General features: G+C 71.2%; 17 protein-coding genes and 1 tRNA gene. 12 read left to right on the top strand and 6 right to left on the bottom strand.

Annotated elements, in window-relative coordinates:
* The first annotated feature begins 117 nt into the window (after positions 1-117).
* From ACFCY1_RS08230 to ACFCY1_RS08195, 8 genes are all read left to right on the top strand, one after another.
* Positions 118-627 carry a MauE/DoxX family redox-associated membrane protein gene (locus ACFCY1_RS08230; RefSeq protein WP_053112044.1) on the top strand — a complete coding sequence of 170 codons (510 nt, stop codon included), beginning with the start codon at positions 118-120 and terminating at the stop codon, positions 625-627.
* Positions 628-678: 51 nt separating this feature from the next.
* Positions 679-1542 carry a DsbA family protein gene (locus ACFCY1_RS08225; RefSeq protein WP_375873969.1) on the top strand — a complete coding sequence of 288 codons (864 nt, stop codon included), beginning with the start codon at positions 679-681 and terminating at the stop codon, positions 1540-1542.
* Positions 1543-1660: 118 nt separating this feature from the next.
* Positions 1661-2719, top strand: a complete 1059-nt coding sequence (gene lgt / locus ACFCY1_RS08220; protein ID WP_375873968.1) for a prolipoprotein diacylglyceryl transferase — start codon at positions 1661-1663, stop codon at positions 2717-2719.
* A 159-nt stretch (positions 2720-2878) separates the two neighbouring features.
* Positions 2879-3604, top strand: a complete 726-nt coding sequence (locus ACFCY1_RS08215; protein ID WP_107418648.1) for a VIT1/CCC1 transporter family protein — start codon at positions 2879-2881, stop codon at positions 3602-3604.
* A gap of 416 nt (positions 3605-4020) precedes the next feature.
* Positions 4021-8622, top strand: coding sequence for a glutamate synthase large subunit (gltB, locus tag ACFCY1_RS08210; protein WP_375874013.1), 4602 nt, complete (start codon positions 4021-4023; stop codon positions 8620-8622).
* Positions 8615-10075, top strand: coding sequence for a glutamate synthase subunit beta (locus tag ACFCY1_RS08205; RefSeq protein WP_375873967.1), 1461 nt, complete (start codon positions 8615-8617; stop codon positions 10073-10075). The genes gltB and ACFCY1_RS08205 overlap by 8 nt, the downstream gene beginning before the upstream one ends.
* 324 nt (positions 10076-10399) lie before the next feature.
* A complete protein-coding gene (locus ACFCY1_RS08200; protein ID WP_074000955.1) occupies positions 10400-11266 on the top strand; it encodes a helix-turn-helix transcriptional regulator in 867 nt (288 codons plus the stop codon).
* Between the two features lie 50 nt (positions 11267-11316).
* Positions 11317-12774 (top strand): aldehyde dehydrogenase family protein, encoded by a 1458-nt coding sequence (locus ACFCY1_RS08195; RefSeq protein ID WP_049651207.1) that lies wholly within the window; start codon positions 11317-11319, stop codon positions 12772-12774.
* A 55-nt stretch (positions 12775-12829) separates the two neighbouring features.
* Here the strand turns inward: ACFCY1_RS08195 and ACFCY1_RS08190 are convergent, their stop codons facing one another.
* From ACFCY1_RS08190 to ACFCY1_RS08170, 5 genes are all read right to left on the bottom strand, one after another.
* Positions 12830-13399 (bottom strand): Uma2 family endonuclease, encoded by a 570-nt coding sequence (locus tag ACFCY1_RS08190; protein WP_375873966.1) that lies wholly within the window; start codon positions 13397-13399, stop codon positions 12830-12832.
* 76 nt (positions 13400-13475) lie between these two features.
* Positions 13476-15311, bottom strand: coding sequence for a bifunctional metallophosphatase/5'-nucleotidase (locus tag ACFCY1_RS08185; RefSeq protein ID WP_375873965.1), 1836 nt, complete (start codon positions 15309-15311; stop codon positions 13476-13478).
* Between the two features lie 285 nt (positions 15312-15596).
* The gene (locus ACFCY1_RS08180; protein WP_375873964.1) at positions 15597-16157 is read right to left on the bottom strand and encodes a hypothetical protein; all 561 of its coding nucleotides are present in this window, start codon (positions 16155-16157) and stop codon (positions 15597-15599) included.
* On the bottom strand, positions 16144-17799 hold the full coding sequence (locus ACFCY1_RS08175; protein WP_375873963.1) for a VWA domain-containing protein: 1656 nt from the start codon (positions 17797-17799) through the stop codon (positions 16144-16146). Before ACFCY1_RS08175 ends, ACFCY1_RS08180 begins: the two co-directional genes overlap by 14 nt.
* Entirely contained in the window at positions 17796-18884 is a 1089-nt protein-coding gene (locus ACFCY1_RS08170) for a substrate-binding domain-containing protein (protein WP_049651552.1), read from the bottom strand. Before ACFCY1_RS08170 ends, ACFCY1_RS08175 begins: the two co-directional genes overlap by 4 nt.
* 345 nt (positions 18885-19229) lie before the next feature.
* Between ACFCY1_RS08170 and pyk the strand changes: the two genes are divergently transcribed.
* The 3 genes from pyk to ACFCY1_RS08155 all read left to right on the top strand — a co-directional run bounded on the left by pyk (position 19230) and on the right by ACFCY1_RS08155 (position 21426).
* On the top strand, positions 19230-20660 hold the full coding sequence (gene pyk, locus ACFCY1_RS08165) for a pyruvate kinase (protein ID WP_049651553.1): 1431 nt from the start codon (positions 19230-19232) through the stop codon (positions 20658-20660).
* 110 nt (positions 20661-20770) lie between these two features.
* The gene (locus ACFCY1_RS08160) at positions 20771-21130 is read left to right on the top strand and encodes a type II toxin-antitoxin system RelE/ParE family toxin (RefSeq protein WP_117487393.1); all 360 of its coding nucleotides are present in this window, start codon (positions 20771-20773) and stop codon (positions 21128-21130) included.
* Positions 21127-21426 (top strand): helix-turn-helix domain-containing protein, encoded by a 300-nt coding sequence (locus ACFCY1_RS08155; protein ID WP_375873962.1) that lies wholly within the window; start codon positions 21127-21129, stop codon positions 21424-21426. The genes ACFCY1_RS08160 and ACFCY1_RS08155 overlap by 4 nt, the downstream gene beginning before the upstream one ends.
* A 74-nt stretch (positions 21427-21500) precedes the next feature.
* Here the strand turns inward: ACFCY1_RS08155 and ACFCY1_RS08150 are convergent.
* A tRNA-Leu gene (locus ACFCY1_RS08150) sits at positions 21501-21573 on the bottom strand.
* Positions 21574-21673: 100 nt separating this feature from the next.
* Here ACFCY1_RS08150 and ACFCY1_RS08145 point away from each other — a divergent pair.
* Positions 21674-22330 carry an ANTAR domain-containing response regulator gene (locus ACFCY1_RS08145; RefSeq protein ID WP_049651556.1) on the top strand — a complete coding sequence of 219 codons (657 nt, stop codon included), beginning with the start codon at positions 21674-21676 and terminating at the stop codon, positions 22328-22330.
* The last annotated feature ends 25 nt before the right edge of the window (positions 22331-22355 follow it).

Genomic DNA, 22355 nt, shown 5'->3' with positions numbered 1-22355 from the left:
TCGGACTGTTCGGACGGAACGTCACTCATCCGGCGTCATTCCCGACCGCCGAGAAACCCCCCTCCGCCCCCGACGGTTCCTCAGGGAGTGAACGAGTTTCCCGAGGGGGGTTCCCTGATGACCGCGCAGCCCGGTGGCTCCGCGCCCACGCCGACGGCGGGACGGCCGGTGCCGGCCTGGAGCGAGTGGCTCGGCACGGTCGTCCGGCTCGGCCTCGCGGTGGTCTGGGGGTGGGCCGGGCTGGCGAAGATCTCCGACCCGGCGGAGGCCGCGCAGGCCGTCCGGGCCTACGAGATCCTCCCCGAGGGCCTGGTCAAGCCGATCGGCTACGGCCTGCCGTTCCTGGAGCTGGCGCTGGCCCTGCTGCTGGTGGTGGGCCTCGGCGTCCGGCTGGTGGCCGGGGTCTCCGCGCTCCTGCTGCTGGCCTTCATCGCCGGGATCGCCTCCGCCTGGGCGCGCGGCATCTCGATCGACTGCGGCTGCTTCGGCGGCGGCGGGCACGTCGACGCGTCCCAGACGGAGTACCTCCAGGAGATCCTGCGCGACACCGGGTTCCTGCTGCTGGCCGGGTGGCTGCTGTGGCGGCCCCGCACCCGGCTGTCGGCGGACGGCTGGCTGGCGAGCTGACCCCCACATCCCTGCACCCCGACGAAGGCCCCGACCGTGGATGTCAACGCAATGAGCGAGAAGAACCGAGAAGGCAAGCGCACCGCCCGTGAGCGGATGCTGGAGCAGCGGGCGGCCGACGAGGCCTCCTCCCGGCGCAAGAAGAAGCTGATCGTGGGCGGCTCCGTGCTCGCGGTGATCGCCGCCGCGGTGATCGTCGGCGTCGTGGTGCAGAACCAGCGCTCCAAGCCGGAGACGCCGGTCGCCGCCCCGGCCGGGACGATCGGCGACAAGAACCTGGTCATCCCGGTCGGCGCCGACAACGCGCCCTCCGTCCTCACCGTCTACGAGGACCCGCGCTGCCCCGCCTGCGGCACCTTCGAGCGCGAGTTCTCGTCGACCATCGACCAGCTGGAGGACGCCGGGAAGATCTACACGAACTACCACATCGTGTCGTTCATCGACCGGGCCGTGGCGGGCAAGGGCTCCCGGAACGGCGCCAACGCGCTGGGCTGCGCCCAGGACGCCGGGCACTTCCGGGACTTCCACGACGTGCTGTACCGCAACCAGCCGGACGAGACCAACGACGCCTTCGGCGACAAGGCCGTGCTGTTCGGCCTGGCCAAGCAGGTCAACGGCCTGGACACGCCCGCGTTCCAGTCCTGCGTCAAGGACAGCAGGTTCGGCGGCTGGGTGTCCGCGGTGCAGCAGGACTTCGACAAGTCCAGCTTCAAGTCCACGCCGACGGTGCTGCTCAACGGCCAGCCGGTCTACCCGAAGAACGGCAGCGAGGAGATCACCCCGGCGAACCTGGCGAAGTGGGTGGACGCCGCGAACCAGGGCAAGCAGCTGGGCACGGCGGGTTCGCACGGGCAGACCCCGGCGCCGACCAGCACCGCCTCGGAGGCCAACAACCCGTCGCCGACGGCCGGCTGAGCCCGCCGGGCCGCGCCGCCCCTCCCCGTCCGGAGGCGGCGGCGCGGCCCGTTGTTCGGTTTCTGTGACCCCAAGGGTGTCCGAGCGGGCCTTCGGACCCTGTAGCGTCGGAACTGCCATGGATATCGCCTACATTCCCAGCCCGTCGCGGGGCGTCCTGTACCTCGGACCGATCCCGCTGCGCGCCTACGCCTTCTGCATCATCCTCGGTGTCGTCGTGGCCGTCTGGCTCGGCAGCAAGCGCTGGGTCGCCCGGGGCGGTGCCAAGCACACCGTCGGCGACATCGCCGTGTGGGCCGTGCCGTTCGGCCTGGTCGGCGGCCGCCTCTACCACGTGATCACCGACGGCGGCCGCCTGTACTTCGCCGAGGGGAAGAACCCCTGGGACGCCCTCAAGATCTGGGAGGGCGGCCTCGGCATCTGGGGCGCGGTCGCGCTGGGCGCGGTCGGCGCCTGGATCGGCGCCCGCCGCCGGGGCGTGCCGCTGCCCGCGTACGCCGACGCCATCGCGCCGGGCATCGCCCTCGCGCAGGCGCTGGGCCGCTGGGGCAACTACTTCAACCAGGAGCTGTACGGCCGGTCGACCACCCTGCCGTGGGGCCTGGAGATCGACAAGACGCTGCCCAACGGCGAGGTCGTGAAGGGCGTCTACCAGCCGACCTTCCTGTACGAGTCGCTGTGGTGCGTCGGTGTCGCGCTGCTGGTGATCTGGGCGGACCGCCGCTTCACGCTGGGCCACGGCCGGGCGTTCGCGCTGTACGTGGCCGCGTACACGGTGGGCCGGTTCTGGATCGAGTGGCTGCGGATCGACGACGCGCACGTCTACTTCGGCCTGCGGCTGAACGACTGGGTGTCCATCGCGGTGTTCGTGGGCGCGGTGGCGTACTTCGTGATCGTGGGCAGGAAGCGGCCCGGGCGGGAGGACCCGGCGAGCATCGATCCGGCCGCGCAGGAGGAGCGGGACGCCGCGGCGGAGGCCGCCGCGACGGGCGGTGCCGCGACGGAGGCCGCCCGGGGCGAGGGCAAGGGCGGCAAGAAGGCCGAGAAGTCCGAGGAGAAGGCCGGGAAGGCCGAGGAAAAGGCCGACGGGAAGCCGGTTCTGCGGAAGCCGGCCGGGCCCGTGGACGGGAAGCCGGCCGCCGAGACGGCCGGCGAGGACGTCAAGAACCCGATCTGACCTGGGAGTTCCCCCGGCTGAGGCCACCCTTCGCGAGGCTCGCGAAGGGTGGCCTCAGTGGTGTTCGGACAGCCTTACTTTGCTGGAAATGCCCAGGTCAGACGGGCTACGTTCAGGGCTGACGAACGACGACGGAGGGGAACGACGATGAGTGCGACCATGATGGAGGCCGACGCCGGGCACCAGCCCCGGATACCCGCGGCGGACCACCACCGGGACGTCAACGGCGGCTGGCTGCGGCCGGCCGTGTTCGGCGCGGTGGACGGGCTGGTGTCCAACTTCGCGCTGATGACCGGCGTGGTCGGCGGGGCGGCGTCCAACGGGACGGTGATCCTGACCGGGCTGGCGGGCCTGGCGGCCGGTGCCTGCTCGATGGCGGCGGGGGAGTACACCTCGGTGGCCTCGCAGCGGGAGCTGGTGCAGGCCGAGATCGAGGCCGAGCGGCTGGAGCTGAGCCGCAACCCGCACGGGGAGCTGGCCGAGCTGGCCCAGCTGTACGTCTCGCGCGGGGTGGACCCGGAGCTGGCCCACGAGGTGGCCCGGCAGCTGTCCGCGGACCCGGAGCTGGCCCTGGAGGTGCACGCCCGCGAGGAGCTGGGCGTCGACCCGACCGACCTGCCCTCGCCGCTGGTGGCGGCCGGCTCGTCGTTCCTGTGCTTCGCGCTCGGTGCGCTGCTGCCGCTGCTGCCGTACCTGCTGGGGGCGACCGCGCTGCTGCCGGCGATGCTGCTGGCGGGGGCCGGGCTGTTCCTGTGCGGCGCGGTGGTGGCCCGGGTGACGGCGCGCAGCTGGTGGTTCAGCGGGCTGCGGCAGCTGGTGCTGGGCGGTGCGGCGGCCGGGGTGACCTACCTGCTCGGGTGGCTGATCGGCGGCCATCTGGGGTGACCATGGAGTGCATGGTTATGCTGGTGAGTGGGTGACGTTTCACACATGGGCCTCGGGCGGCGCCTGGCAGTGTCTCAGCATTCGGGCCTCCGAGCCGCGGATTCGCATCCGCGGACGGGCTCCCGGGATGGATTCCCAGGCGTCCATGATCGGCTTCTGTGGCGGCCCGGTTTCGCCTCTGTTTCAGGCGGTGGACGGTTGGGCACAATCGTCGGGACGTGCACTGTGGCACGTCCTCTCACACGCCCCCCGACCTGCGCGCCGTCCCGCCATGTGGACGGGATATTCCGCTTCTCGGGATCGTGGGCATCATGTAACTCGCACGACACCGCACCATCGCATCAGGGCCAACGTCGTCCCTCCTTGCACCACCTTGCCGAAAGACGACGACGGGAGAGCCGATGCTGTCTGCATCCATGCACTCCGCCAACGAGCCCCAGGCCGGCGCCGCCCGCCAGCCGTACGCGCTCGTGCCGGATGCGCGACCTGCTGCCCAGGGCCTGTACGACCCGCGGAACGAGCACGACGCCTGTGGCGTCGGTTTCGTCGCCACGCTGACGGGCATCGCCGACCACACCATCGTCGAGCAGGCGCTGAACGTCCTGCGCAACCTGGAGCACCGCGGCGCCACCGGCGCCGAGCCGGACTCCGGCGACGGCGCCGGCATCCTGACCCAGGTCCCGGACGCCTTCCTGCGCGGGAAGGTCCCCTTCGAGCTCCCGGCGGCCGGCTCCTACGCCGTCGGCATCGCCTTCCTCCCCGAGGACGACGAGAAGGACGCCGCCGCCGTCGCGCGGATCGAGGCCATCGCCGCCGAGGAGGGCACGACCGTCCTCGGCTGGCGCGACGTCCCCGTCACCCCGGACCTGCTCGGCGCCACCGCGCGCAGCGTGATGCCGCGGTTCCGGCAGCTCTTCCTGGCGAAGGACGGCACGGCCGGCATCGAGCTCGACCGGACCGCCTTCGTGGTCCGCAAGCGGGCCGAGCGCGAGGCCGGGGTGTACTTCCCGTCGCTGTCCGCGCGCACCATCGTCTACAAGGGCATGCTGACCACCGGCCAGCTGGAGCCCTTCTTCCCCGACCTGTCGGACCGCGGCTACGCGTCCGCGATCGGCCTGGTGCACTCGCGGTTCTCCACCAACACCTTCCCGAGCTGGCCGCTCGCCCACCCGTACCGCTTCGTCGCGCACAACGGCGAGATCAACACGGTCAAGGGCAACCGCAACTGGATGCACGCCCGGGAGTCGCAGCTCGCGACCGACCTCATCCCCGCCAACAGCAAGGGCCAGGGCCTGGAGCGGATCTTCCCGATCTGCACGCCGGAGCACTCCGACTCCGCCTCCTTCGACGAGGTCCTGGAGCTGCTCCACCTCGGCGGCCGCTCGCTGCCGCACTCGGTGCTGATGATGATCCCGGAGGCGTGGGAGAACCACGCCACCATGAGCCCGGACCGCCGCGCCTTCTACCAGTACCACTCCAACCTGATGGAGCCCTGGGACGGCCCGGCCTGCGTCACCTTCACCGACGGCAACCAGATCGGCGCCGTGCTCGACCGCAACGGCCTGCGCCCGGCCCGGTACTGGATCACCGAGGACGGCCTGGTCGTCCTCTCCTCCGAGGTCGGCGTCCTCGACATCGAGCAGGAGAAGGTCGTCCGGAAGGGCCGCCTCCAGCCCGGCCGGATGTTCCTGGTGGACACCGCCGAGGGCCGGATCGTCCCGGACGAGGAGGTCAAGTCCGCCCTCGCCGCCGAGCACCCCTACCAGGAGTGGGTCGACGGCGGGCAGATCCAGCTCGCCAAGCTGCCCGAGCGCGAGCACATCTTCCACACCCACGCCTCCGTCACCCGCCGCCAGCAGACCTTCGGCTACACCGAGGAGGAGCTGCGGGTCATCCTCGCGCCGATGGCGCGCACCGGCGCCGAGGCGCTCGGCTCGATGGGCACCGACTCGCCGATCGCCGCGCTGAGCGAGAAGCCGCGCCTGCTGTTCGACTACTTCGTGCAGCTCTTCGCGCAGGTCACCAACCCGCCGCTGGACGCCATCCGCGAGGAGCTCGTCACCTCGCTGCTGTCCAACCTCGGCCCGGAGGGCAACCTGCTGGCCGCCGAGGCCGCGTCCTGCCGCTCGGTCGGGATCACCTTCCCCGTGATCGACAACGACGAGCTCGCCAAGCTCGTCCACATCAACGCCGACGGCGACCAGCCCGGCCTGAAGGCCGTCACGCTCTCCGGCCTCTACAAGGTCGCCTCCGGCGGCGAGGGCCTGGCCTCCCGGCTCGCCGAGATCGCCGCCGAGGTCGACGCGGCGATCGCCGACGGCGCCCGGATCGTCGTGCTCTCCGACCGGCACTCCGACGCCGAGCACGCGCCGATCCCCTCGCTGCTGCTCACCTCGGCCGTGCACCACCACCTGATCCGCACCAAGCAGCGCACCCGGGTGTCGCTGCTGGTCGAGGCGGGCGACGTCCGCGAGGTGCACCACGTCGCGCTGCTGATCGGCTACGGCGCCGGGGCAGTCAACCCGTACCTGGCGATGGAGTCCGTCGAGGACCTGGTCGCCCAGGGCGTGTTCATCGAGGGCGTCGAGCCCGAGAAGGCGATCCGCAACCTGATCAAGGCGCTCGGCAAGGGCGTGCTCAAGGTCATGTCCAAGATGGGCATCTCGACCGTCGCCTCCTACCGCGGCGCCCAGGTCTTCGAGGCCATCGGCCTCTCCCAGGGCCTCGTCGACGGCTACTTCTCCGGCACCACCACCAAGCTCGGCGGCATCGGCCTGGAGGAGATCGCCCGCGAGACCGCCGCCCGGCACGCCAAGGCGTACCCGGCCTCCGGCATCCCGGCCGCGCACCGCGCGCTGGAGATCGGCGGCGAGTACCAGTGGCGCCGCGAGGGCGAGCCGCACCTGTTCGACCCGGACACCGTCTTCCGCCTCCAGCACGCCACCCGCAACCGCCGGTACGACATCTTCAAGCAGTACACGGACCGGGTGAACGAGCAGTCCGAGCGGCTGATGACGCTGCGCGGCCTGTTCCGGCTGAACGGCCTGGAGCGGGAGCCGATCCCGGTCGAGGAGGTCGAGCCGGTCTCCGCGATCGTCCGGCGCTTCTCCACCGGCGCCATGTCGTACGGCTCGATCTCCCGCGAGGCGCACGAGACCCTGGCCATCGCGATGAACCGCCTCGGCGGCAAGTCCAACACCGGCGAGGGCGGCGAGGACCCGGACCGCCTGTACGACCCGGAGCGCCGCTCGGCGATCAAGCAGGTCGCCTCCGGCCGGTTCGGCGTCACCTCCGAGTACCTCGTCAACGCCGACGACATCCAGATCAAGATGGCCCAGGGCGCCAAGCCCGGCGAGGGCGGCCAGCTGCCCGGCCACAAGGTCTACCCGTGGGTCGCCAGGACCCGGCACTCCACCCCGGGCGTCGGCCTGATCTCGCCGCCGCCGCACCACGACATCTACTCGATCGAGGACCTGGCGCAGCTGATCCACGACCTCAAGAACGCCAACCCGGCGGCCCGCATCCACGTGAAGCTGGTCTCCGAGGTCGGCGTCGGCACGGTCGCGGCCGGCGTGTCCAAGGCGCACGCCGACGTCGTCCTGGTCTCCGGGCACGACGGCGGGACGGGCGCCTCGCCGCTCACCTCGCTGAAGCACGCGGGCGGCCCCTGGGAGCTCGGCCTCGCCGAGACCCAGCAGACCCTGCTGCTCAACGGGCTCCGCGACCGCATCGTCGTCCAGACCGACGGCCAGCTGAAGACCGGCCGCGACGTGGTCATCGCCGCGCTGCTCGGCGCCGAGGAGTTCGGCTTCGCGACCGCCCCGCTGGTGGTCTCCGGCTGCATCATGATGCGGGTCTGCCACCTGGACACCTGCCCGGTCGGCGTCGCCACCCAGAACCCGGTGCTGCGCGAGCGGTTCTCCGGCAAGCCCGAGTTCGTGGTCAACTTCTTCGAGTTCATCGCCGAGGAGGTCCGGGAGATCCTGGCCTCGCTGGGCTTCCGCTCGATCGAGGAGGCCGTCGGCCGCGCCGAGCACATCGACGCCCGGGCCGCGATCGACCACTGGAAGGCCGCCGGGCTGGACCTCGCCCCGCTGTTCCACGTGCCGGCGCTGCCCGAGGGGGCCGCCCGCCACCGCACCACCACCCAGGACCACGCGCTGGACAAGGCCCTGGACAACCAGCTGATCGCCCTCGCCGAGGACGCGCTGGAGCGCGGCGAGACCGTCCGGATCCAGCTGCCGATCCGCAACGTCAACCGCACCGTCGGCACCATGCTCGGCCACGAGGTGACCAAGCGGTACCGCGGCGAGGGCCTGCCGGAGGGGACCATCGACGTCACCTTCACCGGCTCCGCCGGGCAGTCCTTCGGCGCGTTCCTGCCGCGCGGCGTGACCCTGCGGCTGGAGGGCGACGCCAACGACTACGTCGGCAAGGGCCTCTCCGGCGGCGTGGTGATCGTCCGCCCGGCCCGCGAGGCGGCCGCCATCGGCAACGACGCGCAGAACCACGTCATCGCCGGCAACACCATCGGCTACGGCGCCACCGCGGGCCGCGTCCACCTGCGCGGCAAGGCCGGCGAGCGCTTCGCCGTCCGCAACTCCGGGGCCACCCTGGTGGTCGAGGGCGTCGGCGACCACGGCCTGGAGTACATGACCGGCGGCCGGGTCGTCGTCCTCGGCGAGACCGGGCGCAACCTCGCGGCGGGCATGTCCGGCGGCATCGCGTACGTCCTGGACCTGCGCCCCGCGAACGTCAACGACGGCATGGTGGGCATCGAGGCCCCCACCGCCGCCGACCGCGACTGGCTGCGCGAGACCGTGCAGCAGCACTACGAGGAGACCGGCTCCACCGTCGCCGCCGAACTCCTGGCGGACTGGGGCAGCGGGGTCTCCCGCTTCTCCAAGATCATGCCGACCGACTACAAGGCAGTGCTCGCCGCCAAGGACGCCGCTGAGCGCGATGGCCTCTCCGAGGCCGAGACCACTCGCAAGATGATGGAGGCGGCTAATGGCTGACCCCAAGGGCTTCCTGACCACGCCCAAGCAGCTGGCCGAGCGCCGCCCCGTGGACGTCCGTCTGCGGGACTGGAACGAGGTCTACGTCGAGCGCAGCCTCCTGCCGATCATCACCAAGCAGGCCGGCCGCTGCATGGACTGCGGCATCCCGTTCTGCCACAACGGCTGCCCGCTCGGGAACCTCATCCCCGAGTGGAACGACCTGGCCTACCGGGACGACTTCGTCGGCGCGATCGAGCGGCTGCACGCCACCAACAACTTCCCGGAGTTCACCGGCCGCCTGTGCCCGGCCCCGTGCGAGTCCGCGTGCGTCCTCGGCATCAACCAGGACGCGGTGACCATCAAGAACGTCGAGGTCACCATCATCGACAAGGCCTGGGACCGCGGCGGGGTCACCCCGCAGGTCCCGGAGCGGCTCTCCGGCAAGACCGTCGCCGTCGTCGGCTCCGGCCCGGCCGGCCTCGCCGCCGCCCAGCAGCTCACCCGCGCCGGGCACACCGTCGTCGTGTACGAGCGGGCCGACCGGATCGGCGGACTGCTGCGCTACGGCATCCCCGAGTTCAAGATGGAGAAGCGCCACATCAACCGCCGCATCGAGCAGATGCGGGCGGAGGGCACCCGGTTCCGCACCGGCGTGCACGTCGGCGAGGACATCACCGGGCAGCAGCTGCGCGAGCGCTTCGACGCCGTGGTCGTCGCGGCCGGCGCCACCACCGCCCGCGACCTGCCGGTGCCCGGGCGCGAGCTCAAGGGCGTCCACCAGGCCATGGAGTACCTGCCGCTGGCCAACAAGGTGCAGGAGGGCGACTTCGTGGAGTCCCCGATCAGCGCCAAGGGCAAGCACGTGGTCGTGATCGGCGGCGGCGACACCGGCGCGGACTGCGTCGGCACCGCCCACCGGCAGGGGGCGGCCTCCGTCACCCAGCTGGAGATCATGCCGCGGCCCGGCGAGGACCGGCCCGGGCACCAGCCGTGGCCGACCATGCCGATGACGTACAAGGTCACCTCCGCGCACGAGGAGGGCGGCGAGCGGATCTACTCGGTCAGCACCACCCACTTCAGCGGCGACGAGGACGGCAACGTCCAGGAGCTGCGCCTCGTCGAGGTCGAGTTCAGGGACGGCCGCTTCGAGCAGGTCCCCGGCACCGAGCGGGCCATCCCGGCCCAGCTGGTCACCCTGGCCATGGGCTTCACCGGGACGGACGTGCGCAACGGGCTGGTCGAGCAGCTGGGAGCGGACCTCGACGCGCGCGGTAACATTGCCCGCGATGGCCGGTTCGCCACCAATGTCGATGGCGTGTACGTCTGCGGAGACGCCGGCCGTGGCCAGTCGCTGATCGTCTGGGCCATCGCGGAAGGCCGCTCGGCCGCCGCGGCGGTGGACAAGTACCTCGGCGGCAAGACCCCGCTTCCCGCGCCGATCCGGCCCACCGACCGCCCCCTGGTGGTCTGACGGGCCCCGGACGCTCCGACCGGCCCACCCCGAACCCCCGGCGCCGCATCGCCGGGAGCTCAACCCGCTGCCCCCGTCAGAGTCGCCGGGCCAACGCGGTCTCCTGGCGCCTGCCCTCTTCCCCGACCAGTTGGAGGGCGGGCGCCGTCGCGTACCCCCGCGGCGGCCCCTGACCCCTCCCCGGGCCGCGGCAACTCTCGGACAAACGGCCGGAGTTGTTCGGCGCCCGGCGGGTTCCGGGACAGTGGGCTGTTGTTCGTCGGTGCCAGGTGGCAGACTGCGGCCGACGGCCGGGGGGCTGGGCGAGCGCGGAGGATGACGTCGATGGGCACGACTCAGGCAGGCGGGGGCGCCACGGTACGGCGCCTGCTGCTCGGTACCCAGCTGCGCAAGCTCCGCGAGGCCAGAGGCGTCAGCCGGGAGGAGGCCGGGTACTCGATCCGGGCCTCCGAGTCCAAGATCAGCCGGATGGAGCTCGGCCGGGTCGGCTTCAAGGAACGGGACGTCGCCGACCTGCTCACCCTGTACGGGGTCGAGGTCGAACAGGAGCGGGCCACCGTCCTCGGACTGCTGCGCGACGCCAACGCCAGCTCCTGGTGGCACGAGTACGGGGACGTCCTGCCCGGCTGGTTCCAGAACTACCTGGGACTGGAGGAGGCCGCGGCCGAGATCCGCAGCTACGAGGTCCAGTTCGTCCACGGGCTGCTCCAGACCGCCGACTACGCCCGGGCCGTGGTCACCGCCGGCTGCCACACCACCGGGCCGGAGGAGATCGAGCGCCGGGTCGACGTACGGCTCAAGCGGCAGGCGGTGCTGACCGGCGAGCGGGCGCCGCGGCTGGTCGCGGTACTGGACGAGGCCGCGCTGCGCCGGCCCTGGGGCGGCGCGGAGCTGATGCGCGGCCAGCTGGACCGGCTGCTGGAGCTGAGCGAACTGCCCAATGTCCGGCTCCAGGTGCTGCCGCTGGGCAACGCCGGGCTGAGCGCCGAGAGCGGCGCGTTCACCGTCCTGGGCTTCGCCGAGGCCGAACTGTCGGACGTGGTGTACCTGGAGCAGTTCACCACCGCGCTCTACCTGGACAAGCCCGCCGAGGTGGCCGAGTACCGGCACGCGATGGACGACCTGGTCGCCGACAGCCTGAGCCCGGCACTGACCCGCGACCTGCTGCATTCCGTGCGCCAGGAACTGTAATACGTCAGTACGATGATTCCCCATCAGGTCGGGTGCATGAGAGGGATCAGATGTCGTACTTCTCCGAGTTGGCCCTGCAGTACATCGATGGTGAGTGGCGCAGCGGCAGCGGCTCCTGGGACATCGTCGACGTCGACCCCTACACCGGTGACAAGCTCGCCACCATCACCGTCGCCACCGTCGCCGAGGTCGACCTGGCCTACCGCGCCGCCGAGCGCGCCCAGAAGCAGTGGGCCGCCACCAACCCCTACCAGCGGCGGCTGGTCTTCGAGCGCGCGCTGCGGCTGCTGGAGGAGCGCGAGCCGGAGATCGTCCAGGCGGTCATGGCGGAACTCGGCGGCACCGCGCTGAAGGCGGGCTTCGAACTGTCGCTGGTCAAGGACGTGCTGCGGGAGTGCCTGCACCTGTCGGTGGCCCCCGAGGGCCGGCTGCTGACCTCGCCCGCCCAGGGCCGGGAGAACCGCCTCTACCGGCTGCCGGTCGGCGTGGTCGGCGTGATCAGCCCGTTCAACTTCCCGCTGTTCCTGGCGCTCAAGGCCGTCGCCCCGGCGCTCGCGCTCGGCAACGGCGTCGTCCTCAAGCCGCACCAGGAGACCCCGGTGGTCGGCGGCGGGCTGATCGCCAAGCTCTTCGAGGACGCGGGGCTCCCGCCCGGCCTGCTGAACGTGGTGATCACCGACATCGCCGAGATCGGCGACAGCTTCCTGGAGCACCCGGTGCCCAAGGTGATCTCCTTCACCGGCTCCGACAAGGTCGGCCGGCACGTCGCCACCGTCGCCGCCGGGCACTTCAAGCGCACCGTCCTGGAACTCGGCGGCAACAGCGCGCTGATCGTGCTGGACGACGCCGACGTGGACCACGCCGTCGACGCCGCGGTGTTCAGCCGCTTCGTCCACCAGGGACAGGTCTGCATGGCCGCCAACCGGGTGCTGGTGGACCGGTCCGTCGAGGCCGAGTTCACCGAGAAGTTCGTCGCCAAGGTCGCCTCGCTCACCGTCGGCGACCCGCGGGACCCGGCCACCCACATCGGCCCGCTGATCAACCCCGTCCAGGCCGACGGCCTGCGCGCCCAGGTCGACCAGGCCGTCGCGGCCGGCGCCACCGCGCTGCTGCGCGGCGACACGGTCGGCAGCCTGATGGAGCCGGTGGTCCTCACCGGCCTGGCCGAGGACGCGCCGATCCTGCGGACCGAACTCTTCGGCCCGGTCGTCCTGCTGGTGCCCTTCGACGGCGAGGACGAGGCCGTCCGGCTCGCCAACGCCACGCCCTTCGGACTCAGCGGCGCGGTGCACACCGGGAACACCGAGCGCGGCGTGAAGCTCGCCCAGCGGATCGAGACCGGCATGATCCACGTCAACGGCGGCACCATCGCCGACGAGCCGGGCGTGCCCTTCGGCGGCGAGAAGAACTCCGGCGTCGGCCGCCTCAACGGCGAGTCCACGGTGGACGCCTTCACCACCCTGAAGTGGATATCCGTCCAGCACGAGCGCGCGGTCTTCCCCTTCTGACCCGCGGTTCGGACGCGAGGGCCTCCCGGCGGCTGCCGCCGGGAGGCCCGTGGCGTCAGGCGGGGTAGCGGAGCAGGGCGTCGGTGGCGAGCTCGAAGCCGAAGGGGGCCGGGAGCGGGACCGGGTCGCCGAACTTGCCGTTCCAGCGCCAGCGGTAGCCGCTGTCGGACGGCTCGGCGTAGAGCGTCAGGTCGCCCTCGCGCGGGTCGATCAGCAGGTACAGCGGGATGGCCATCAGTGGGTAGTCGCGGACCTTGCCGACCAGGTCGTTCTCCGGGTTCGACGGGGAGACGATCTCCACCGCGATGGCCGCCTGCTCGGCGGGGACCTGGTTGCCGCCCTCCTCCAGCGCCGAGAGGGGGATGTAGGTCAGGTCGGGGTTGCGGAGCTTGCCGACGTTCGGGGAGGCGAGGTCGGTGTTCTCGCTCGGCATCGTTTCGGCGGGGCGGTGGGCGTCGAACTGCTCGCGGACGAGCAGCAGGTTGCGCTGGTGGATCACCGAGGGGCCGGCCGTCATGATGATCTCGTCGCCGGAGATCTCGATCTTCCACCCGGCCGGAGGCGTCAGGCTCTCCGCGTAGGCCAGCAGCCTCGCGTGGCGCTCGGGGATCTGGAACTCGCTCATGGCGCCATTCTTCCACCGGACAGGCCGAAAGGCCGTCGCCGGACGGGGCGACGGCCTTTCGCTCGGGGAGTGCGGATCAGAAGACCGGCTGGCCGGCGCGGACCAGGCGCCAGGAGTCGGTGAAGAAGTCGGCGGGGTCGATGACGCCCTTGGCCTTCACCCAGGCGATCATGGTGTTGCGGATCTCGTCGGAGTTCGACCAGACCATCTTGGCCTTGGCGACGTGCGGGAAGTTGCCGCCGCCGTTGGCACGGTAGTTGTTGACGGCCAGGACGAACTCCGCGGCCGGGTCGATCGGCTTGCCCTGGAAGGACAGGTTGACGATCCGCGAGCCCTTCGGCTGGGCGATGTCGATGTCGTAGCTCAGGCCGTAGAGCGAGTCGTAGTTGTAGTCCGGGGTGGCCTCGGCGCCGGTCAGCTTGTCCTTGTCGACCGGGGCGCCCGGGGCGAGCTGGTTGTAGTACTTGACCGAGTACTCCAGGTAGTCCTTGAGCTGGGCGCCCGTCAGGATGCGGGCCTCCAGGGTGTTCTCGTAGATGTAGAGGCCCGCGGCGTCGCGCAGCTTCACCTGGCCGGACGGGATCAGGGCGGTGCGGTTGAACGGGGCGGCCTGGGCCAGCACCGGGAGGTTGGCGTACTGCCCGCCCGCCAGCGCGGCCTTGACGGCGTCGGCCTGGACCCGGCCGATCAGGTCGATGATCGGGGTGGCCTTGAAGGGGGCGTCGGCGATCGACAGCGCGATCTTGCTGGTGCCGATGTTCTGGTTGACGTACGCGACGACCTTCTTGTGCTGCCCGGCGATCGCCTCGGTGATCTCCGGGTTCTCCGGCACGGTGTTGGAGTTCAGCAGCCGGGAGGAGACCGAGGCGACCTTCCAGGCGCCGCCGGTGAACTCGACCTCGAAGTCGAAGCAGGTCAGCCGCTGGCCGTAGCAGAGCGGCTCGGAGAGGACGACCGTGCGGCCGGTCTTCTTGTTGACGACCAGGCGCTGCGGGACCTCCTTGTGGGCGTGGCCCACCAGCACCGCGTCGATGTCCGGGACGGTCTCCGCCAGCGCGACCGAGACGTTCTCGGCCCACGGCAGCTGGTCGCCCCAGGTGGTCGCCTCGTCGCAGCCGGAGTGCGCCGAGACCACGATGACGTCCGCGCCCGCGGCCTTCATCTTCGGCACCCAGGTGGCGGCGGTCTCCACGATGCCCGGGAAGACCATCTTGCCGCTGACGTTGGCCTTGTCCCAGATCGCGATGCCCGGGTTGGTCAGGCCGAGGATGCCGACCCGCACCGGACGGCCGCCGCCCAGGCGCAGCTCCTTGATCACGTACGGCTTGAAGGCCGGCTTCTCGTTCTTCGCGTTCAGCGCGTTGGCGCCCAGCAGCGGGAACTCCAGCTGCTCCTCGTAGGCCTTCAGGAGCGGGATGCCGTAGTTGAACTCGTGGTTGCCGAGCGCGGCGGCGTCGTACTCCATGAGGTTCATGGCGACGGCCATCGGGTGGTCCGGCACGGTGTTGGCCTCGGTGTCGATCGACTCGATCCGGGCGTAGTAGTAGGACAGCTGGGTGCCCTGGATGGTGTCGCCGGAGTCGATGAGCAGGCAGCGGTCCCAGCCCTTCTCCTCGCGCACCTGGTTGGCCAGCGTGGAGATCTTGGCGAGGCCGACCGCGTTGTGGGCCTTGTCGGTGTACTCGGCGTCGGTGAAGTAGTCCCAGTTGAGCACCCGGCCGTGCAGGTCGGTGGTGCCCATGACGGTGAAGGCCTGCGTGCGCGGCTTGCGCTGCTGGCCCTTGGCGGCCGCCGCGTCCGGCTGGGCGGCCGCGGCGGAGGGGGCGGCGGCCAGGGCGGCACCGCCGGCCAGGGCTGCGCCGGCGGCGGTGGCGGCGGACCGGGTGACGAAGTCACGGCGGTTCAGGGTCATGGACGACTCTCCCGAGTGGGACGACGGCGGATGGACCGTCAACTGGTGTTCGTGAACAAAAGTGTGCGTGCACGCGTCGACGCGCGTAGAGGGACGCGCGTAGAAGTGTGCCGTGCGAGCCGGGGTGCTGAATAGCCCCCTGACCTGTCCAGGAGGTGAGATCTTGGCGACTCGTTCGTGACGGGCGTGGGGGAGACGTGGGGTGGTACGGAGGTGCGGAGTGGTACGGAGGTGCGGGGTGGTACGGAGGTGCGGGGTGGCCGGCGCGGGCCGGCCGATGCCGGGTCAGGCCAGCTCGCCCGCCAACCGGTCGACCTCGCGGCCCAGCTGGACCGCCGGGTCCGGATCGTCCGGCCCCGCCCAGGGCTGCCAGGTCCGCGCCCGCAGGTAGCCGGCCACCGCGACCGGCAGCCGGTGCCGGACGATCCGCTCCGCCACCGGGCCCGGGCCGGCCGCGCGCAGCGCCGCCAGCAGGCCGTCCACCCCGGCGGAGGGCGGCAGCGGCACGGTGTCCAGGTAGGCGGCCAGCGCCACCAGCTCCGGGTCGGGCGCGGGGGCGGGCTCCGGTACGGGGACCGGCTCCGGCTTGGGGGCCGGAGGAGCGGAGACCTCGGGCGGCAGCGGCTGCGGCTCCGGCCGCGGCGGGAGCGGCGGCCGGGGCTTCGGGGCGGGCGTCAGCAGCGCGCCCACCCCGTACAGCCCCGCCACGACCCCCGGCCACCAGACCCCGCCCAGCCCGGCGAAGTGCAGCCCCAGGCCGACCGCGCCGCCCGCGCAGCCGACCAGGTTGCGGGCCGACTCCAGGTAGCGCAGCGCCCGGGGGCCGAACCCGTTACTGGTAGCCACGGATCTCCTCGAACACCCCGTCCAGTGAGCCCGTCCCGTCGAACAGCTTGCCGCCGCTCAGGTCCGCGATCCCCTGGAGCTGGTTCACCGCCGCCTCCCCGAACCTGATCGGGAACACCGGGATCGCCTTCTCCCCGGCCGGCAGCGCGTCGTGGAAGCGCTTGAAGTCGCCGTCCGTCGCACCGGCGTTGCTCTCCCCGTCGGTCATCAGCACGATCGAGGTGAACCGGTCGTCGCCGGCCGCGGCCTGCTGGCGCTCGATCACCCGGTACGCCTCCTCCAGCGAGGAGTACACCGCCGTCCCGCCGGAGGCGGCCAGCGACTGCACGTCCGCGTCGATCGAGGCCAGCTCCGCCTCCGGGCCCGGAGTCCCGCCGGTGGCCGGCACCACGTGGGTCCTGGTCCACTTCACCGCGGAGGCGAAGGAGAGCAGCGTGATCTCCTCGCGGTCCCGGAAGCGGCGCACCCCGCGGGTGTCGTCCGACCCGGTCAGCCGGCCCAGCGCGCTCTTCAGCGCGGCGATCCGCGAGCCCTCCATCGAGCCCGAGGTGTCCAGCACGTACACCGTCCGGGACGGGCGGCGCAGCTCGTTCTGGTACGAGGCCAGCAGGCCGTCCGCGACCGCCCTGGTGCCCGGGAACGGCAGCTCCCGGCGGCGGTCCGCGGGCAGCCCGGCGGCCGGGGCCGCGCCCGCCGTCACCGGGCGGCGCAGCGTCAGCTCGGAGATGCGCTTCTGCACGTCCTCCTTGAGCAGGTACGCGGTCAGCCGCTGGAAGGAGTCGCGCTGCTCCTGCGCGGCGGAGGACATCAGCGAGAGCGGGTAGTCCGCCGACACCACGCCGTCCACCGGCCGCACCACGGTCAGCTGCTGCTGCGGCGACAGCGTCCGGTTCAGCGACAGCAGCACCGACTCGTAGTTCACCAGCGCGCCCACCACGCCCGACTCGGCCCGGGTGTACGCCTGCGCCAGCCAGCCGGACGAACCCGAGGTCAGCTTCTGGCCCTTGAAGAACTCCTTCAGCTGCGGGGCGGCCTTCTGCACGTCCGCGTCGGTCAGCGCCGCGCCCGCGCCGGAGAAGGCCGAGGCCACCGCGACGAGGGTGGAGAAGCCCGAGTTGGAGCGGGACGGGTCGGCCATCCCGTACGGCAGCTTGCCGGCCGAGGCCGCGGCGCCGACCTGCGCCCAGGTGACCTTCGAGCCGTCGCCCCAGCCGAGTTCGCCGAGCGCCGAGGAGCGCACGCCGATCGCCACCGGCGACACCATCACCGGGGTCTCCGAGACCAGCTTGGACTTCCCGGCCGGATCGAGCCGCAGGTACTGGTTGGACGGGAACCACACGGCGTCGTACTTGCCGTCGGCCCGGCCCGAGGCGACGGTGTCCGCGCCGTCCAGGGTGCCCGTCCAGGAGAACTGCACCGTCACCCCGGTGGCCTTCCGGGCGTCCTCCAGGACCGGTGCCAGGTCCTGGAGTTCACTGCCGGCCAGGACGCGCAGCACCCCGGGGCGGGCCGTCTCGGCGGGCGGGTCGGTGGGCTTCGGGGCGGGGTCGCCGCCGCCGGTGGAGGTGCAGGCGGTGGCCGCGGCGAGCACGGCGGCCAGCGCGGCCGTGAGCCAGCCGCGGCGTTTCGTCGGGTTGGTCACTTGGTCCCCTTCGCCGCGGCGGTCAGCTTCTGCAGGTTGTCCAGCGAGGGCAGGGTCGCCTGCTTGATCCTGGCGGCGGTCAGATCGGGTGCGAAGGTCGGTTTCTTCTCCCGCATCAGGTTCGCGAAGGCCTCCGGCTTGGCCTGCGGCCGCAGGCCGAACCGGGCCTCCAGGTTGCGCAGCACCTCGTCGTTCTGGAGGACGTCGGCGAGCTTGCGGCCGCTGTCGGTGTGGGCCACGAGGGTGTGGTCCGAGTAGACCGTGGTGTCCGGGTACAGCACCACCATGTCCCCGGTCGGCTTGTTCTGCAGCGCCAGGGTGGCGGCCTGCGACTCGTACGCGAAGATCAGCGGGTTGCCGATCCCCGCGCCGAAGTCCCGGAACGGCTCGTCGCTGCTGCTCTTCTGGATGCCCTGCAGCGCGTTCGCGGTGTGCAGGACGTCCTTGACGGCGGCGACGCCGGCGTCGTCCGACACCACCTGGTGGTTGTTGGCGACGTAGGAGAGCAGCGCGAGGTACATCGCGCCGGAGGACGAACTTTCCGGGTCGGTGGTGGTCACGAAGAGCTGGCCGGACAGCTCGGGGTGCTTGTCGGCGCCGGACAGGCCCTCCCATCTGCGGCCGCCCTTCAGGGCGTTGACGTACTCGTCCATCCGGAAGGTCCAGACGCCGCTGACGGGGTCCAGCTCGGCCAGCTTGTTGTTCTGCAGGACCTCGGCCACCGACGGGTGGGCCACGATCACCAGCGGCGAGTAGAACGGCACCAGCGGGGAGTCCTGCAGCTTCCAGATGCGCTGGATCTCCCGGGCCGGTGCCGCGCTCGCCGGGAAGGCGAAGTCCAGCCCCGGGGTCTTGGCCGCCTGGTCGCTCATCGTCCAGGAGCCGGTCGAGTCCGCCCGGACCAGCAGGCCCTGCTTCGCCAACTCGGCCTTGACCTCGTCGTTCTCGAAGAAGGCGCGCTTCTCCGAGCCGATCAGGCCGGTGACGGTGACCGTCTTGGTGTCCGGTCCGTTGTGGTCGATCAGCGCGTAGCCGACCCCGCCCAGCAGGACCAGGGCCGCGACCACCCCCAGTGCGCGTCGCATACCGAACGCCTCCCCCTCGCCCGCTCCTTCGTCCGGGTGGTGGCCCGGACGCCCGGGCCGCGACCCGGGGGTGACGAGCGTCCCGCCGAGCGGGGAGCGGGGGCGGAAGCGGCGATGAACCAGGGGTGAACAGGCCTTCACGGAATCGCATCGGCATCGCGGCGGCATCCCGACGAAGGGCGGCGCGGGGGCGGCGCGGGAGGCGTGCGGGATCGGCGTCGAGCGGGGCGCTCGCACAGCGGTCCGAGGATGTGTCAGATTGTTCAACTACCCTTACGGCAACGGTCATCCCGCAGTCCGGACCCGCGTCGAGGTTACGCGTCGGTAATGCCTAGTCTCAGCACTATGCGCCGAGCAAAAATCGTCTGTACCCTCGGGCCCGCCACCGACTCGTACGACCAGATCAAATCCCTGGTCGACGCCGGGATGGACATCGCCCGACTGAACCTCAGCCACGGCCTGCACGCCGAGCACGAGGAACGCTACCGCCGCGTCCGCAAGGCCGCCGACGAGACCGGCCGCAGCGTCGGCGTCCTCGTCGACCTTCAAGGCCCGAAGATCCGGCTCGACACCTTCGCCCACGGGCCGGTACTTCTCGAACGCGGCGACGAGTTCACCATCTCCACCGACAAGGACGTCGTGGGGGACAAGGACCGCTGCGGAACCACCTACTCCGGGCTCGCCGGGGACGTCGGCCGCGGGGAGCGCATCCTGGTCGACGACGGCCGGGTCACCCTGGAGGTCGTCGCCGTCGACGGGCCGCACGTACGGTGCCTCGTCATCGAGGGCGGCCTGGTCTCCGACCACAAGGGCCTCAACCTCCCCGGCGTCTCCGTCTCCGTCCCCGCACTCAGCGACAAGGACGTCGCCGACCTGCGGTGGGCACTGCGGACCGGGGCCGACCTCATCGCGCTCTCGTTCGTCCGCAGCGGACGGGACATCGAGGACGTCCACCGGATCATGGCGGAGGAGGGGCGGCACGTCCCGGTCATCGCCAAGATCGAGAAGCCGCAGGCGGTGGACAACCTGGAGTCCGTCGTCGACGCCTTCGACGGGATCATGGTGGCCCGCGGCGACCTGGGCGTGGAGATGCCCCTCGAACAGGTCCCGCTGGTCCAGAAGCGCGCCATCAAGCTCGCCCGCCGCAACGCCAAGCCGGTCATCGTCGCGACCCAGATGCTCGACTCGATGATCAACACCTCCCGGCCGACCCGCGCCGAGGCCTCCGACGTCGCCAACGCCGTCCTCGACGGGACGGACGCGGTGATGCTCTCCGGCGAGACCTCCGTCGGCAAGTACCCCGTCGAGACGGTCAAGACCATGGCCCGGATCGTCGAGGCCGCCGAGAACGACATCCTGGCCGCCGGCCTCCCGCCGCTCACCACCGGCAACAAGCCGCGCACCCAGGGCGGCGCCGTCGCCCGCGCGGCCGCCGAGATCGGCGACTTCCTGCACGCCAAGTACCTGATCGCCTTCACCCAGTCCGGCGACACCGCCCGCCGGCTCACCCGCTACCGCTCGCCCATCCCCGTCCTCGCCTTCACCTACGAACCGGCCGTACGCAGCCAACTCGCCCTCACCTGGGGCGTGGAGACCTTCCTCGGCCCGTTCGCCCCGACCACCGACCAGATGGTCGAACAGGTCGACGCGGCCCTCCTCTCCCTCGGCCGCTGCCAGAAGGGCGACATCGTCGTCATCACCGCCGGCTCACCCCCCGGCCTGGCCGGCTCCACCAACCTCGTCCGCGTCCACCACGTGGGGACGTTGGACGCCTGAGCGATCCTCGTACGGCTGTCCGCGGGCGGCGTCCCCCATTCGACGGGACGTCGCCCGCCCGCCGTCGGAACGGCGGGGGAGGCGCCTGGTGCGTCCATAACATTCGTGTTATGACTTGGGGAGAGGTGGAACTCGAACCGGAGGTCCGGGACTGGATCCTCGGGATGGGCCAGGACGACCAGGAAACGGTCGCCTTCTACATCGAACTGCTCGCCGTCCGCGGGCCGCTGCTCGGAGAGCCGCACACCCGGCAGTTGGACGGAAAGCTGAGGGAACTGCGCTTCCATTTGAACGAACTGGAGATGCGCATCACCTACTGGATCGCAACCGGTAGGAGGATCATCCTGCTGACGGTGTTCCGCAAGACGCGTATGCGGGAGGTCGGCGAGGTCGAGCGGGCGAGGCGGGCGATGCGTCGGTGCGTCGTCGAGCAGCACACCGTGGACGAGGACGAGGAGTGGGTGGGATGAGCGAACGCACGTCCTGGCGGGCCATGCGCGAGGAGATCATGAACCGTCCCGGAGCCGGTGCCGCGTACGAGGCTGCCCGGATCCGCTTCGAGCTCGGTGAGGCCGTCCGCCTGCGCCGCGAGGCCCTCGGAATGACGCAGGTTCAGTTGGCGGCGGCCCTCGGCATGCAGCAGCCGGCCGTGGCCCGCTTCGAGGCGGGTGGGACGATGCCCACGATCGTGGTCCTGGAGAGGTTCGCCGAAGCACTCGGCATGAGGCTCACTGTCGAGCTGGAGCCGTTGGACAAGGCGAGCTGAGTCACATCAGCTGCTCTTCATCCACAGTTGGTGAAGGCATGCCATGTCGACGATCCTTCGAAATGAAGGAGAGGTACCCCGAGTGGGATTCGAACCCACGCTGGATGGTGTTTGAGACCACTGCCTCTACCGCTGGGCTATCGGGGCCAACCGCAGAATCGAAGGTTGCCCCCGACCCTGAATGCCCTAAACATACCGTGTCTAGGTACCCTCGTGCATGCAGTACCCCGCCGGAACTAGGAGCCCCGTGAGCACCGCCGACGAGCAGGCGCAGCCGCTTGAGACCGATACGCCCCAGATCACCCGGATCGTGATCGCCGAGGACGAGGCGCTGATCCGTCTCGATCTGAAGGAGATGCTGGAGGAGGAGGGGTACACCGTCGTCGGTGAGGCCGGCGACGGGGAGACGGCGGTGCGCCTCGTGGAGGAGCTGAAGCCGGATCTGGCGATCTTCGACGTGAAGATGCCGGTGCTGGACGGGTTGTCCGCGGCCGAGCAGATCCACGACAAGCACCTGGCGCCGGTGCTGATGCTGACGGCGTTCTCGCAGCGGGAGCTGGTGGACCGGGCGCGGGACGCGGGGGCGATGGCGTACATCGTCAAGCCGTTCTCGAAGTCGGACCTGGTGCCGGCGATCGAGATGGCGGTGTCCCGGTACGCCGAGATGCGGGCGCTGGAGAAGGAGATCGGGGATCTCAGCCAGCGGTTGGAGACCCGGAAGCTGGTGGACCGGGCGAAGGGCGTGCTGCAGACCAAGTTCGGGCTGAACGAGCCGGCGGCCTTCCGGTGGATCCAGAAGACGTCGATGGACCGTCGGATGACGATGGCGGCGGTGGCCGAGGCGGTCATCGAGGAGGGCGAGGCCCAGGACCGCAAGAAGGCGGAAGAGGCCAAGCCCGAGTAGGCGTGCGGGAAGGGCCCGGCAGAAG

Source organism: Kitasatospora sp. NPDC056273, assembly GCF_042268845.1.
Taxonomy (GTDB): domain Bacteria; phylum Actinomycetota; class Actinomycetes; order Streptomycetales; family Streptomycetaceae; genus Kitasatospora.
The sequence above is the reverse complement of the archived record's forward strand: the minus strand, read 5'-3'. Positions and strand labels throughout refer to the sequence as shown.